Annotated in this window: 15 protein-coding genes; 10 read left to right on the plus strand and 5 right to left on the minus strand. The window is 74.8% G+C overall.

What is annotated here, in order from left to right:
• From ADY59_RS12855 to ADY59_RS12875, 5 genes are all read left to right on the plus strand, one after another.
• Nucleotides 1-945, plus strand: a complete 945-nt coding sequence (locus ADY59_RS12855) for an RNA polymerase sigma factor (RefSeq protein ID WP_231618691.1) — start codon at nucleotides 1-3, stop codon at nucleotides 943-945.
• Entirely contained in the window at nucleotides 942-1736 is a 795-nt protein-coding gene (locus ADY59_RS12860; protein WP_049561876.1) for an alpha/beta fold hydrolase, read from the plus strand. Before ADY59_RS12855 ends, ADY59_RS12860 begins: the two co-directional genes overlap by 4 nt.
• Before the next feature lie 67 nt (nucleotides 1737-1803).
• Nucleotides 1804-2487, plus strand: a complete 684-nt coding sequence (gene cseB, locus ADY59_RS12865; RefSeq protein WP_197093584.1) for a two-component system response regulator CseB — start codon at nucleotides 1804-1806, stop codon at nucleotides 2485-2487.
• Nucleotides 2484-3704, plus strand: a complete 1221-nt coding sequence (locus ADY59_RS12870) for a sensor histidine kinase (RefSeq protein WP_049561880.1) — start codon at nucleotides 2484-2486, stop codon at nucleotides 3702-3704. The genes cseB and ADY59_RS12870 overlap by 4 nt, the downstream gene beginning before the upstream one ends.
• 81 nt (nucleotides 3705-3785) lie before the next feature.
• Nucleotides 3786-4730, plus strand: a complete 945-nt coding sequence (locus ADY59_RS12875) for a D-alanyl-D-alanine carboxypeptidase family protein (RefSeq protein ID WP_049561881.1) — start codon at nucleotides 3786-3788, stop codon at nucleotides 4728-4730.
• Here ADY59_RS12875 and ADY59_RS12880 read toward each other — a convergent pair.
• Together ADY59_RS12880 and ADY59_RS52505 are read right to left on the minus strand one after the other, a co-directional pair.
• The gene (locus ADY59_RS12880; protein ID WP_049561883.1) at nucleotides 4691-5377 is read right to left on the minus strand and encodes a response regulator; all 687 of its coding nucleotides are present in this window, start codon (nucleotides 5375-5377) and stop codon (nucleotides 4691-4693) included. The two genes, ADY59_RS12875 and ADY59_RS12880, sit on opposite strands and share 40 nt — an antisense overlap.
• 133 nt (nucleotides 5378-5510) lie before the next feature.
• Nucleotides 5511-6344: a sensor histidine kinase gene (locus ADY59_RS52505; protein ID WP_231618690.1), complete on the minus strand. Its 834-nt coding sequence runs from the start codon at nucleotides 6342-6344 to the stop codon at nucleotides 5511-5513.
• Nucleotides 6345-6483: 139 nt separating this feature from the next.
• Here ADY59_RS52505 and ADY59_RS12890 point away from each other — a divergent pair, with 139 nt between their 5' ends.
• Both ADY59_RS12890 and ADY59_RS12895 read left to right on the plus strand, forming a co-directional pair.
• A complete protein-coding gene (locus tag ADY59_RS12890; protein ID WP_049561920.1) occupies nucleotides 6484-7176 on the plus strand; it encodes an ABC transporter ATP-binding protein in 693 nt (230 codons plus the stop codon).
• Entirely contained in the window at nucleotides 7173-9551 is a 2379-nt protein-coding gene (locus ADY59_RS12895; RefSeq protein WP_197093586.1) for an ABC transporter permease, read from the plus strand. The genes ADY59_RS12890 and ADY59_RS12895 overlap by 4 nt, the downstream gene beginning before the upstream one ends.
• 125 nt (nucleotides 9552-9676) lie before the next feature.
• On the opposite strand, the gene ADY59_RS53345 is transcribed toward ADY59_RS12895, so the two are convergent.
• The gene (locus ADY59_RS53345; protein ID WP_049561887.1) at nucleotides 9677-10393 is read right to left on the minus strand and encodes a TetR/AcrR family transcriptional regulator; all 717 of its coding nucleotides are present in this window, start codon (nucleotides 10391-10393) and stop codon (nucleotides 9677-9679) included.
• Nucleotides 10394-10472: 79 nt separating this feature from the next.
• Between ADY59_RS53345 and ADY59_RS12905 the strand changes: the two genes are divergently transcribed.
• On the plus strand, nucleotides 10473-10856 hold the full coding sequence (locus ADY59_RS12905) for a nuclear transport factor 2 family protein (protein ID WP_049561888.1): 384 nt from the start codon (nucleotides 10473-10475) through the stop codon (nucleotides 10854-10856).
• Complete coding sequence (locus ADY59_RS12910) at nucleotides 10853-11068, plus strand: heavy-metal-associated domain-containing protein (RefSeq protein WP_049561889.1); 216 nt, start codon at nucleotides 10853-10855, stop codon at nucleotides 11066-11068. The genes ADY59_RS12905 and ADY59_RS12910 overlap by 4 nt, the downstream gene beginning before the upstream one ends.
• Nucleotides 11069-11276: 208 nt before the next feature.
• Here the strand turns inward: ADY59_RS12910 and ADY59_RS12915 are convergent, their stop codons facing one another.
• Together ADY59_RS12915 and ADY59_RS12920 are read right to left on the minus strand one after the other, a co-directional pair.
• Nucleotides 11277-12518, minus strand: coding sequence for an MFS transporter (locus ADY59_RS12915; RefSeq protein ID WP_049561890.1), 1242 nt, complete (start codon nucleotides 12516-12518; stop codon nucleotides 11277-11279).
• A gap of 145 nt (nucleotides 12519-12663) precedes the next feature.
• A complete protein-coding gene (locus ADY59_RS12920; protein ID WP_049561891.1) occupies nucleotides 12664-13434 on the minus strand; it encodes an MBL fold metallo-hydrolase in 771 nt (256 codons plus the stop codon).
• A gap of 86 nt (nucleotides 13435-13520) precedes the next feature.
• Between ADY59_RS12920 and ADY59_RS12925 the strand changes: the two genes are divergently transcribed.
• Nucleotides 13521-14111 (plus strand): CGNR zinc finger domain-containing protein, encoded by a 591-nt coding sequence (locus tag ADY59_RS12925; protein ID WP_049561892.1) that lies wholly within the window; start codon nucleotides 13521-13523, stop codon nucleotides 14109-14111.
• The last annotated feature ends 173 nt before the right edge of the window (nucleotides 14112-14284 follow it).

The raw sequence follows: 14284 nt of genomic DNA on the forward strand, positions 1-14284 counted from the left end.
GTGACCGATCCGCCTCGGGAGGATCCCGGTGGCATCGCGGACGAGCGGCTGCGGCTGCTGTTCGCCTGCTGCCATCCGGCCCTGTCCGCCGACGCGCGGGCGGCGCTGATGCTGCGGTTCGGCGCCGGGCTGAAGACGGCGGAGATCGCCCGGCTGTTCCTGGTGCCCGAGCCGACCATGTTCGCCAGGCTGACGCGGGCCAAGGCCAAGATGGCGCAGGCCGGCATCCCGCTGCGTGCGCCGAGCGCCGCCGGCCTGCCCGGACGGCTCGGCGTCATGCTCAAGGTCGTCTACCTGCTGTTCACCGAGGGCTACCGCGCCACGTCCGGGCCCGAGCTGCAGCGGCCCCAGCTGGCCGGCGAGGCGATCCGGCTCGGCTACCTGCTCGGCGAGCTGCTGCCGGAGCAGGACGAGATCGTCGCCCTGCTCGCGCTGATGATCCTGCAGCACGCCCGGCGCGACGCCCGGTTCGACGGTGAGGGCCGCCTGGTCCTGCTGGCCGACCAGGAGCGCGGCCGGTGGCGCCACGACGAGATCGAGCGCGGCCTCGGCCTGCTGCGCCGGCTGGGCCCACCGGCCGGCGAGTACCACCTTCAGGCGCTCATCGCCGCCGAGCACAGCTCCGCCGGGCCCACCGACTGGCCGCGCGTCGCCCAGCTGTACGCCGACCTGGAACGCCGCACCGCCTCACCGGTCGTCCGCCTGAACCGGGCGGTCGCGGTGGCCGAGGCCGGATCGCCGGAGGCGGCGCTGAGCCTCCTCGACGGCCTGGGGAAGACCCTCCCGGCCAGCCATCTGGTCCCCGCGGTGCGAGCCGAGCTGCTGTGCCGGCTGGACCGGCGCGAGGAGGCGGCCGACGCCTTCGACGCCGCCCTGCGCCTGGTCCGCACCGATGCCGAACGCGCCCACCTGCTGCGGCGCCGTGACGACGAAGGAATCCGATGAACAGTGTGATCTCGGCGGACGGCACCCCCATCGCCTACGAACGGTCCGGCGGCCAGGGCCCGCCGATCATCCTGACAGCTCCGGCGCTGGGCGACCGCACGACGATGCGCGCGCTGGCCGCGCACCTGGCCCGGTACACCACGGTGATCAACTACGACCGTCGTGGCCGAGGCGACAGCGGCGACCCGGGCGCGTACACCGTCGCGGGCGAGATCGGCGATCTCGCCGCGCTCATCGCCGAGGCCGGCGGGCAGGCGGCGCTGTACGGGCATTCCTCCGGGGCGGCCCTGGCCCTGCACGCGGCCGCCGCCGGCCTGCCCGTCACCGGGCTCGTCCTGCACGAGCCGCCCTTCGCCCAGGACGGGGACGGCGCCGCCGCGCGGCGGATCGCCGCCGACGTCGCGGCGCTCCTGGCCCAGGGCCGCCGGGCCGAGGCCATCACGTCGTTCCTGACGCCGACGGGGCTGCCGGCCGAGCTCGTCGCCCGGATGAGCGTCGACCCCGCCGCCCTGGCCAACGCGCACACCCTGCCCCACGACCCGTTCGAGGTGCTGAGCGAGGAGAGCCGGGGCGGCCGCACGCCGGAGGAGCAGGCCCGGAGGGTAGGCGTCCCCGCGCTCGTGGTGTGCGGCGGGGCCGGTCCGCCGTGGATGATCGAGACGGGTCAGCGGATCGCGGAGGCCATGCCGAAGGGGCGGCTTCTCCTCCTGCCGGGCGAGGGGCACATCGTGCCCGCCGAGGTGCTCGGGCCCGTGCTGGCGCGGTTCGCCGCCACACTGCCCGGCACGTAGCCACTCCCGGCCCGGCCGGCCGTGGGCAGGGAACCGTCACCGTACTGCGGTGCATATGGTTCCTTTCATGACATCCCTGCTGCTCGTCGAGGACGACACGGTGATCCGCACGTCGGTCGCCCTGGCGCTGGAACGCTACGGCTACCGGATGGCCACCGCCGCCGACGGCCTGAGCGGACTGGAGGCGGCCCGGGACGGCGGCCACGACCTGCTGGTGCTGGACGTGATGCTGCCCGGCCTGGACGGCATCAGCCTGTGCCGCCGGATCAGGGAGACGAGCCAGGTGCCCATCCTCCTGATGTCGGCCCGCGGCGACGGCCTGGACGTCGTCGCCGGGCTGGAGGGCGGCGCCGACGACTACGTGGTCAAACCGGTCGACCTGCCGGTGCTGGTGGCCAGGATCCGCTCGCTGCTGCGCCGGGCCGCCCTCGCCCAGCCCTCGCCCGCCTCCGGCGAGGCCGGGACGGTCCTCAGCTTCGGCGAGCTGAGCGTCGACACCGGCGCGCTGGAGGTGCGGCGGGCGGGGCGGCGCGTCGGGCTGACCCCGACCGAGCTGCGGCTGCTGCTGGAGTTCGCCGCACACCCCGGCATCGTGCTGGAACGCGCCACGCTGCTGCGTACCGTCTGGGACTACGGGTGGGACGGCGACAGCCGCGTCGTCGACCTGTGCGTGCAGCGGCTGCGCAAGAAGATCGGCGCCGGGCGCATCGAGACGGTCCGCGGGTTCGGCTACAAACTGACGGTCACGTGAATCCGGCCTCGCTGCGGTGGAAGATCGCCGCGCTCGTCACGCTCGCCTCCACCGTCGTCGCCGCCATGGTCGGCCTCCTCGTGCACCGGGCCACCTGGCAGCGCGCCCTCGACACGGGCACGGCCCGGGCCGAGGTGGCCCTCGGGAAGTCCCTGGCCTCCGGACTGGCCGAGACGGTGCCCGTCCGCGAGCTCCCCGGCGCGCCGGCCGCCCAGCTGCGGCCCGGCCGCCAGGTGGTCTGGTACGGGCTCGATCATCGCGACGAGCCGTGGATGTGGGCCGCCCAGGCGTACGGCGACGGCCGCCAGGCGGTCAGCGTGCAGATCTCGATGGGCTCGGAGCTGCTCGGCCTGCACGCGCTCGACCGCGACATGGCCAAGGCCGCGCTGATCGCCCTCGCCGTGGTGGTGCCGGTGTCGGTGGGCCTGGCCGAGCTGGCCAACCGGCGGCTGCGCCGGGTCGCCCGTACCGCGCGCAGGATCGCGGACGGCGACCTGGACGCCCGCGTCCGCCCGCCCCGGGGCAGGCGCTGGGGTGGGCGGGACGAGATCGCCGACATCTCCGCCGCCGTGGACTCCATGGCGGCGAGCCTGCAGCACCGGCTGCTGGCCGAGCAGCGGTTCACCGCCGACGTCGCGCACGACCTGCGCACCCCGCTGATGGGGCTGGTCGCCGTGGCCGAGCTGCTGGAGGAGGGTGAGGCGGCCGAGCTGGTACGCGACCGGGTGCGGGTGCTGCGCTCGCTGGTGGAGGACCTGCTGGAGGTCTCCCGGCTGGACGCGGGCGCCGAGGTCGCCGAGCGGGTACGGGTGCCGCTGGCCGAGGTGGCCGAGGAGTCCGCGGCCCGGGTCGGCGTCGAGGCGCGGGTGCTCGCCGCGGGGAGCCCGGTGGCCGAGACGGATCCGCGCCGCCTGGACCGCATCCTCGCCAACCTGGTGCTCAACGCGCACCGCCACGGCGCGCCGCCGGTGGAGATCGCCATCCGCGACCACGTGATCGAGGTCCGCGACCGGGGGCCGGGCTTCCCCGCGGAACTCCTGGCCGGCGGCCCCGAGCGCTTCCGCACGGGAGCCGCCGAACGCGGCCGCGGGCACGGGCTCGGGCTGACGATCGCGCAGGGCCAGGCCCGGGTCATCGGCGCCGGCCTGACCCTGGCCAACGCCCCCGGCGGCGGCGCCGTGGCCGCCGTGCGCCTGCCCCGCCGGCCACCGGGCTGATGCGCAGCTGATACACGGCCGAGCGCGGACGGATACGCGGCCACGGCCGGACGGACACGTGCCGGACCCACCGTGTCCGGCATGCGACGTTTCTTCATCATCCTCCTGCTGCTGGTGAGCGCCCTGCCGGGCTGCGGGGCCGTACCGCCGGTGTCCGGTGCGGGCGCGTCCCTCCCGTGGCCGGACGAAGGGCAGTCGGCGGTCGAGGTGGAGGGCCTGGGCAGCCTGGGCGCCAGCGGTGAGCGGAACCCGGTGCCCATCGCCAGCGTGGCCAAGGTCATGACCGCCTACGTGATCCTGCGCCGCCACCCGCTGCGGCCCGGCGACGACGGCCCGCCGGTCAAGGTGGACCGCACGGCCGCCGACGAGTCGTACCTGGCGAGGGAGTCCACCGTCCCGGTCAGGGAGGGCCGGACGATCCGGCTGCGCCGTCTGCTGGAGCTCATGATGGTGCCTTCGGGCAACAACGTGGCCCGCCTCCTGGCCCGCTGGGACTCCGGCTCGGAGGAGCGTTTCGTCGAGCGTATGAACGCCGCCGCGCGCCGCCTGGGCATGGCCGAAACCACGTACACGGGCGCCAGCGGCAACGAGGACTCCACCGTCAGCACCGCCGCCGACCAGCTCGAACTGGCCAGGGCGGCGATGCGCGACCCGGTCTTCCGCGAGGTCGTGGCGCGGACCGGCACGGCCGTCCCCGGCGACGCCAGGACGCTGCCCAACACCAACACGCTGCTGAACAGGCATGGCGTCATCGGCATCAAGACCGGCTCCGGCACCGCCGCCGGCGGCAACCTCATGTGGGCCTCCCGCGTACGGGGCCGCCTGGTGCTCGGCGTGATCCTCGGCCAGGCAGCCGGCACGAACCCGGTCGCCGCCAAGGCCGCGGCGCTGGAGGCGGGCGCCAGGATGACCGCGGCGGTCGAACAGTGGCTGCTCACCCACGACGCGGATGGCCGCGGACCGGGACCGGCGGGGCGCGGCGAGGATCAGCAGGAGTCGCCGGGCGAGACGAGGCCCGTCTCGTAGGCGAGCACGACGGCCTGGGCGCGGTCGCGCAGGCCGAGCTTGGTGAAGATGCGGCCGACGTGGGTCTTGACGGTGGACTCGCTGAGGGTGAGCGCGTCGGCCAGCTCGGCGTTGGACAGGCCCTGCCCGACGAACGTCAGCACCTCCAGCTCCCTGGGGGTCAGGACGGCCAGGTCACGGTGCGGGGCGGGCGCGCGGACGGGGTGACGGTCACTGAAGGCGAAACGCTCCACCAGCCGGCGCGTGATCGACGGCGACAGGAGGGCGTCGCCGGTGCCGACCAGGCGCACGGCGGCCGCCAGGTGCTCGGGGGTGACGTCCTTGAGCAGGAAGCCGCTGGCTCCGAGGGCCAGGGCGGCGTACACGTACCGGTCGAGGTCGAAGGTCGTCAGCATGATCACCCGGCAGCCTGGGAGCTCCCGCAGGATGTGACCTGCGGCTTCGAGGCCGTCCATGGCGGGCATGCGGATGTCCATCAGCACGACGTCGGGGCGCAGCTCCCGCGCGGCCGCGACCGCTTCGGCCCCGTCGGCGGCCTCTCCGGCCACGGGGATGCCGCGCGTGGTCAGGATCAGGCGGAAACCACTGCGGACCAGCGCCTGGTCGTCGGCGATCAGCACCCGGGGCGCCGGCTCGGGCGCCGTCACCACAGATCCCGGCGAGACGCGAACCCGGCCCCCGCCACAACGCCTCCCCATGGGGTACGACGCATCCCAGGCCGCGTCCGGTTCGGGGCGGTGCGGGACGTCATGGGCGGTCGGTTCGTGGGGTTGCGGGGTGTCATGGGCGGTCCAAGGGGATGCGGGCGCGGACGCGGTAGCCGCCGCCGAGCCGGCGCCTGGCGTCGAGGTCGCCGCCGTAGACGGCGACACGCTCGCGCAGCCCGAGGAGCCCCCGCCCGGCGCCGTCGTGGTGGCCGGGGCCGGGGCCGGCCTCCTCGCGGTGGCCCGGTAAGGCGGGGGCGGTCAGCACGCTGGGGCCGGTGTTGAGGACCTCCACCCGCAGGGAACGGTCGGCGTAACGGACCGTGACCTGCGCCGTCACGCCGCTGCCGTGCTTGAGCGCGTTGGTGAGCGCCTCCTGGACGATCCGGTACGCGGTGACGTCGACCCCGGCGGGCAGCGGCCTCGGCTCCCCCGAGACGCGCACGTCGACGGGCAGCCCGGCGAACGCGATCCGGTCGATGAGCGGACCCAGCCGGCTCAGGCTCGGCTGCGGCGCCAGGTCGCCGCCGTAGGGCTCGTCGTCGCCGCTCTGCGACGGCGCGAGCAGCCCCAGCAGGTGGCGCAGCTCGGTCATCGCGTCTCGGCCGGCGCCCTCGACGGCCTTGAGCGCGGCCTCGGCCTCGCCGGGCATCGTGGGCAGCACCTCGCGGGCGGCCGCCGCCTGGACCACCATGAGGCTGACGTTGTGGCTGACGATGTCGTGCAGCTCGCGGGCGATGCGGGACCGCTCGGCCTCGACGGCGGTGCGCGCGGCGCTCTCACGCTCTCGCTCCAGCAGCCAGCCGCGCTCCTCCAGCGCCTTGCGGTGCAGGCGGCGCGCCCGCAGGAGCGCGACGGCCAGCCATCCGGCGACTGCGCACGCCACGACCAGAGCGACGATCGTCCACACGGCACCACTGTCCCAGACGGCCGCCGCACCGCGCATCAGCCTCCGGAGCGACCCCGTACACCCTGGGTATGACCCGGGCGGACGGGTTCGGTCCGCCGACCGATGCGGAGGGTCCGGCCGCTGGCCTAGCGTGCTGCGCGTGAGCCAAGAAGACATCGTGCGACTGGACGGCGTGCGCAAGCACTACGGGGAGACGGCGGCGCTCGACGGGGTGTCCCTGCGGATCGGCGCGGGTGAGGCCGTGGCCGTGATGGGGCCGTCGGGCTGCGGCAAGTCGACCCTGCTCAACATGATCGCCGGTCTGGACCGCCCGACCGGGGGCACGGTCGTGGTCGCCGGCGAGGATCTGGGCCGGCTGGACGAGACGGGGCTGGCGTTGTTCCGGCGGCGGCACATCGGCATGATCTTCCAGTTCTTCAACCTCATCGACGACCTGCCGGCGCTCGACAACGTGGCGCTGCCCGCGCAGCTCACCGGCGTCCCGGCCCGCCAGGCGCGGCGACGCGCGCTGGAGCTGCTGGACGAGCTGGGCATCGCGGGCCGCAAGGACGCCTATCCGGCGGTGCTGAGCGGCGGCGAGCGGCAGCGGGTGGCGGTGGCGCGCGCGCTGATGAACCGTCCGGCGCTGCTGCTGGCCGACGAGCCGACCGGCGCGCTGGACAGCCGTTTCGGCGAGCAGGTGATGGACCTGCTCATCGACCTCAACCAGATCGGCCAGACGCTGCTGATCGTCACCCATGATCCGCAGCTGGCGACCCGCTGCGCCGGCCGCCTGGTCGAGCTCGCCGACGGCCGGGTGGCGCGGGAGAGCGCGCTGGAGCGTGCCGAATGAACTCCTGGCCGAACACCGGCCCCGGCACCGGGGTGGGGACCAGGTGGGGTATGGGGATGGGGGCGGTGTGGCGGGCCGCGCGGGCGGCGGTGCTGCGGCGCCGGCTCCAGACGGTCGTCACGGGCCTGGTCGTGCTGTGCGGCACCACGACGATCATGCTCACGCTGGGGCTGCTCGACGCCGCCACCACCCCGTTCGACCGGGCCTTCGACGAGCAGCGCGGCGCCCACGCCGTCGCCTCCTTCGACATCGCGAAGGTGTCGAAGGAGGCGCTCGCGGCGACCGCCCGGCGGCCCGGCGTCGAGGCCGCGGCGGGCCCGTTCGAGCAGGTCGTCGTCAGCTTCCCCAGGACCACGGACATCCCCGAGGCCGAGGGCCCGCTCAAGCTGGTGGGCCGGGCCGACCCGGGCGGGCCGGTGGACCGCGTGCACCCGCTGCACGGGCGCTGGGCCAGGGCGCCCGGCGAGATCGTCCTCAACCTGCGCGACGCCGGCCGCCCGCTGCGGCCCGGCATGCTGGGCTCGCGGCTGCTGGCGCCCGGGGTGCCGCCGCTGACGGTCGTCGGGTTGGCCGCCGGCATGAGCCAGTCGGCCGACGCGTGGGTCACTCCCGCGCAGGCCGCCGCGCTGCGCCCGTCCGGCGTCCAGATGCTCTACCGCTTCGACAGCGCCTCGACGGAGCAGGACGTACGGGCCGGTCTGGACTCGGTGACCGCGGAGCTGCCCGGGGGCGCGCTGTCGGTGGCGCAGTCCCATCTGGAGCTGCGGCGCGCCTTCTCCGCCTCGGCCGATGCCTATCTGCCGTTCATGACGCTCTTCGGCGTGCTCGGCCTGCTGGTCGCCGTTCTCATGGTGGCCAACGTGGTCAGCGGCGCCGTGGTGTCGGGGGGCCGGCACATCGGTGTGCTGAAGGCCGTCGGGTTCACGCCCAGCCAGGTGGTCGCCGTCTACCTGACGATGGTGTCGGTGCCGGCTGCCGCCGGGTGCGTCACGGGCACGCTGCTGGGCAACGTGCTGGCCGGGCCGGTGCTGAACACCGCCTTCCAGGGCGTCGAGAGCGGCAGCGCCGGCATCGGGATCAGCCCGTGGGTGTCCGTCGTCTGCCTGGCCGGCATGCCGCTGGTGGTCGCGGCGGCGGCGCTGGTGCCGGCGCTGCGCGCGCACCGGCTGCCGGCGGCGCGGGCGCTCAGCGCGGGTGGCGCGGGCAGTGCGCCGTTGCGGGGCCGGGGGCTGGGCGTCCAGCGGCTGCTCGGCGGCTCGCGGCTGCCGCGCCCGGTCAGCCTGGGCCTGGGCCAGCCGTTCGCACGGCCGGGCCGCACCGCGATGACCATGGCGGCGGTCGTCCTGGGCGTGGTCACCGTCACCCTCACCACCGGGCTGACCAGCACGATGATCGCCTTCGCCGAGGCAGAGGCCAGCCCGGTCCCGCAGGTCGGCGTGCGGGCGGGCCGGCCGGTGTTCCAGCAGACCGCGCCGAAGCTGGACGACGCGCGGATCGAGGCGCTGCTGAGGTCGCTGCCGGGCGCGACGCACGTGACGGCGAAGGTGTTCGTCGACGTCCACCTGAGCGGGCACGCGCAGCGCAGTGCCGTCAACTTCCAGCGCGGCGACCCGTCCGCGCTGGCCTCGCAGGTCGTCGAGGGCCGCTGGCCGGCCGGGCCCGGCGAGGTCGCCGCCCCGCCGTCGTTCCTGGTGCAGCGCGGCCTCGCGGTCGGTGACCGGATCACGCTGGAGCTCGACGGCAGGCGGGTCCCCGCGCTCATCGTCGGCCAGATCATGAGCGGCGATCCCCGCTTCCTGTGGTCCACGTGGGCGACGCTGACCGCACTGGCCCCGGGCACCGGTGCCGACCACTACGAGGTACGGCTGGCCGCGGGGGCCGACGCCGACGCCTACGCCGCCGCGGTCAGGGCGGCCGGCCCGGGCCTGCACCCGTCCATCGTCCGCCCGGACACCCGCGCCGCGGCGACCGTCGTCGGGGTCGCTTCGGTCTTCACCACGCTGCTGATCGTCGTGGCGTCGCTCGGCGTCTTCAACACCGTCCTGCTCAACACCCGCGAACGCCGCCGCGACCTGGGGATGCTCAAGTCGATCGGGATGACGCCGCGCCAGGTGACGATCATGATGGTGACGTCGATGGCGGCGCTGGGCGTGGCCGGCGGGCTGATCGGGATTCCCGGCGGGATGGCCGCGCACCGCCTGATCGTGGACAACGTCGGGGTGGTGGTGTTCCCCGAGTCGATGAAGGACATCTGGGACGCGCCGCTGCTCGTGCTGCCGGCGCTGTCCGGGGTACTGATCGCCGTGCTGGGCGCCCTGGTGCCCGCCAGGTCCGCGGCGCGCCTGACGATCGCCGCCGTCCTGCACAACGAGTAAGCACCCGCCCCACTACGAGGTCCCCATAGCCACGGGCCTGGCGACGCGGACCCGGTACAGCGGGTCGGCGCCGGGTCGGCGCCGGGTCGGCGGCGACGGCCGATGGCGCGGGCGGGTGCCGCGTCTTATGGCGTGGGCTCGGTGCTGCCGTTCTGGTGGGGGTCCGGGCGGCCGAGGATGCGGAGAAGGGACGTGTGGAAGGCGCGGGCGGCTTCGGGTTGTGACAGGCGACCGGCGGCGGCCTCCTCGGCGGCGGCGTGCGCGAGCTTGACGGTGGCGGCAACCAGCCAGCCGGTGGGCAGCCGGTCGTCGAACTCGCCGCTGTCCTGGCCGCGCCGGATCACCCGGAGGAGGCGGTCGCTGATGAGGGTGTGACGCTCGTGATCCTCCTGCGGGGGGACGGCCAGGGAGCTGATCTTCTCCAGCAGACCCGGGTAACGGCCGGCGATCTCGGCGGCGGCGTCGAGCATACGCAGCAGCGCGCCAGCTACTGGCCCAGTGGCGGCGTCGTGGCCGGGGCCAGGGCGGGGGCCGGGGCCAGTGCCGGTGTCGGAGCCGGTGTCGGAGCCGGTGTCGGAGCCGGTGTTGGAGCCGGTGTCGAGGCCGGTGGCGTCCATGGCGGCGTCCATGGCGGCGGCGGTCTCCTGGGTGAGCCGGTCGACGACGGCGGCCAGCAGCCGGTCCCGGTTGGGGAAGTGGGCGTAAACGGTCTGGCGGGTGACGCCGGCGGCGGTGGCGATGGCCTCCACGCTGGCGTCGGGCCGGGTGCCGAGCAGCCGGACCGCGGCGTCCAGGACGGCCGCGCGGCTGCGCTGGGCGTCGGCACGGCGGTTCGCAATCATCTCTTACACCTTGTCAAAATTGTCGGGCGGCACATATCTTACAGCGCGTAAGAGATCGTACCGCTGGCGAAGGAAGACCGTGATCACCACCGATCCCGCCCAGTTCATCATCGACTTCTACACCTCCTTCCACGACGACCTCGTGTCCGGCGACGAGGACGCGGCGGTGGTCGTGGACCGCTATCACACGCCGGACGTCGTCCAGTACGCCGACGGCAACCGGATGGACCGCGACAAGCTCATCGCGCACACCCGCCCGGTGCGCAAGAACCGGCCCACCAGCCGCATGGAGGTGCACGAGGCGATGACCGACGACGACCGGCTCGCCGCCCGCTTCACCCTGTACGTGCACAACCGCGGCAAGGACCTGACCATCGACGTGCACTTCTTCGGCCGCTTCGCGCCCGACGGCCGCATGCGCGAGGCGAACTCGATCACCCGCACGGTCAAGGAGGCAGCATGACCACCAGCGTCTACACCGTGACCGGGATGGCGTGCGGGCACTGCGCCGACGCCGTCACCGAGGAGTTGGAACGCGTCGCCGGGATCACCGCCGTCGCCGTGGACGTGGAGCACGACACGGTCACCGTGACCAGCGACCGCCCGCTCGACGCCGACGAGGTGCGCGCCGTCGTCGAGGAAGCGGGCTACGAGCTCACGGACGCCGGAACGTAGCGATGGCGCCGGCCGCCCGCACGAACGACCTGCGCATGACGACCGCCCGACGGGGCCGGCGCGGGACGACTCCCAGGCGGGGCCGGCGCGGGACGACTCCCGGACGACCGGCGCTGGACGGCCGGCGTCGGGTCCCGGCGGGGCGGGGGCGGATGTTCAGCGCGCCGCCGGCCCCGGCGGCCTGGGCCGGGCGGCGCGCCGGTGCCCGTCATCGGCGGCGGGGTGTGGCGGCGGCGGCCGGGATGATGGCGAGGGCCAGGAGGCCGCCGGCGACGGCCAGGAGGGGGTAGCCGGCGGTGGCGGTGACCAGGCCCGAGGCCAGGGCGCCGACAGCGCCCGCGATGGCGATGGAGACGTCGACCAGCCCCTGGGTCCTGGCGCGGGTGGCCGCCGGGGCTGCCTCGGCGATGATCGCGGTGCCGGTGACGAGGCCGAGGTTCCAGCCCAGCCCCAGCAGGGCCAGAGCCACCACGAACGGCACAAGGGAGTCACCAGGGGCGCCCGCCGCGAGCACCCCTGCGGCCAGCAGGGCCAGGGCGGCGGCGACAGCGGCCGGGAGGCGGCCGCAGCGGTCGACGAGCCAGCCGGTCACCGGCGAGGGCAGGTACATGGCGCCGATGTGGACGGCGATGACGAAGCCGGAGGCGGCGGCGCCGTGGCCGTGGTCGTGCATGTGGACGGGCGTCATCGTCATGGTCGTGACCATGACGAACTGGGTGAGCACCATGACCAGCGCGCCGGCCGGCACGGCGGAGCGGCGTCCGGCTGCCGGGAGCGGTTCGCCGCCGGCCTCCGGGGCTCCGGCCTCCAGGGCGCGGGCCAGCAGCAGCGGGTCGGGGCGCAGCCAGACGGCCAGGACCAGGGCGGCCACCGCGTAGGCGACGCCGGCGAGCAGGAACGGCCCGGCCAGATGCGGGATGCCGAGGCCGTGGGCGAGGTCGCCGGTGGGCGCGGCGAGGTTGGGGCCGGCCACGCCGCCCAGCGTGGTGGCGACGAGCACGGCGGACACGGCGCGGGCACGCCCGGCCGGGTCGGCCAGGTCGGCCCCGGCGTAACGGGCCTGCAGGTTGGTGGCCGTACCGGCGCCGTAGACGAACATCGCCGCGAACAGCAGGACGGGGTCGTCCAGGACGGCGGCGGCGATGACGCCCGCGCTGCCGACGGCGCCCGCCAGGTATCCGGCGGCGAGGCCGGGGCGGCGGCCGCGCGCCTGCGAGACACGGCCGACGGCGATGGCCGCCAGCGCGGAACCGGCGGTGGCCAGTGCGCTGACCAGGCCGGCGAGGCTGGTGGAGCCGAGCATGTCCTGTGCGAGCAGCGCGCCGAAGGCCACGCCTGCCGCCAGCCCGGCCCCGCTGAGAACCTGGGCCACGGCCAGGACGATCAGGATGCGGCGCTGCGCCCGCGAGCGCGGGAGACACTTGCTCCGGGCAGGCACGGAAGTCGTCACGAAGGTTTCCTTGGGCAGGCGCGTTCCGGTGGGCGGAGGGCTCGGGCAAGCGCCGTCCGATGGGCCGAGGGACCTCAGGCAGACGCGGTCCGATGGGCCGAGGGACCCCGGGCAGGCGCGGACGGCGGGAGTGGGGAGGGGCGGGTCAGCCCCGGTCTCCCAGGTCGAGCCGGTCGGCCAGCCCGGCGGCGGTGAACGCGGCGACCAGTTCGTCACGCCCCTCGGTGAAATGCGCCCAGCTGTCGTAGTGGACGGGGATCACCCGGCGGGCGCCGAGGATCGTGGCCGCCTCGGCCGCCTGCCCGCTGTCGAGGACGATCAGCGCGCCGCCGAACAGCACGGGGAAGCGGGGAGCCCCGGCGAAGACAATGGCGGTGTCCACCGGCCCGAAGCGGCCGGCGATCTGCTTGACCAGGTCGAGCGAGGCGTTGTCGCCGCTGACGTAGACGGTGGGCAGGCCGTCCCCGATCAGGACGAATCCCACGACCTGGCCGGTGATCGGCTCCACCTCCTCGCGCGGGCCGGGCCCGTGGACGGCGGGCACGCCGGTGACGGTGATCGTGCCGCCGCCGGGGCGCTCCAGCTCGATCGACTCCCAGTCGGCCAGCCCCCTGGCGCCGTCGCCCAGGCGCCGGGCGCCCCCGGGGGTGGTGAGGGTGAGCGGGACGTCGCCGAGCAGGGCCCGGCCGGAGGTGTCGAGGTTGTCCGGGTGCTCGTCGTGGGAGAGCAGGACCACGTCGACGCGGCCGAGCCCGGCCGGCGCGGCGGCGGCGGGTGCCGTCTTGGTCAGCCGGCCGCCCGGCACCTGGTAGTCGCCGGGGGCGTCGAAGGTCGGGTCGGTCAGGAAGCGCAGGCCACCGTATTCGATCAGGGCGGTCGGGCCGCCGAAGACGCGGACGGGAATCTGGTCGGTCATCGAAACCTCACGGATGAGAAGTGGTTTATCCGTGAAGAGACGGTAGCGGTGTCTCACGGATGAACGCAACCCGTACCATGAGGAGTATGAGTGAGCCCGAGACCGTGCTGCCACCCGCGCCCGGGGCGGACGACTATCTCGCCCTCGACTTCGCCAACAGCGCGATCGCGGTGCCCGGAGGGCAGTTCGTCGACCTCCTCGGCACCCCCGCGGCGGCCAACCGGTGGCTCACCGGACGCGGCCTGGCACCGGCCGACGCCGGCGTGCGGGAGATGTGCGCCACCCAGCTGCGCTCACTGCGCGAACACGTCAGGGGGCTGCTCGCCGCCCGCGTCGCCGGACTGCCCGCCCTGCCCTCGGCCCTGTCCGCCGTCAACGACGCGCTGAGCAGGGCACCCACGGCCGCCCTGCTCTACTGGGACGAGAAGAACGGCCCCTACCGCGCGGCGCCGTGCCCCACCAACGAGATCCTCGACCGCGCTCTCGCGGCCCTCGCGGCCAACGCCGCCGACCTCCTCACCGGCCCCGACGCCGACCGCCTCACCCTCTGCGGCTCCGCCCCCTGCAACCGCTACCTGCTGCGCCACGGCCGCCGCCACTGGTGCTCCACCCGCTGCGGCGACCGCGCCCGCGCCGCCCGCGCCTACGCCCGGCGCACTCAGCCGGCCCGGCCTTGAGCCAGCCCGATCACAATCTTGACCACGGCGTTGATCACGCTGCCGGACGGCCGTCGATAGTATCGACCTCCATGAGCCACATCGTGCGCTATGTCCGGGATGGCGAGAGCAGAGCGGGCGTCCAGACGGGCGACGCCGTGCGCCCCCTCCCGCTCGCCCTCCCCGAGCTCCTC

This window comes from Nonomuraea sp. SBT364 (assembly GCF_001083785.1).
GTDB lineage: Bacteria > Actinomycetota > Actinomycetes > Streptosporangiales > Streptosporangiaceae > Nonomuraea.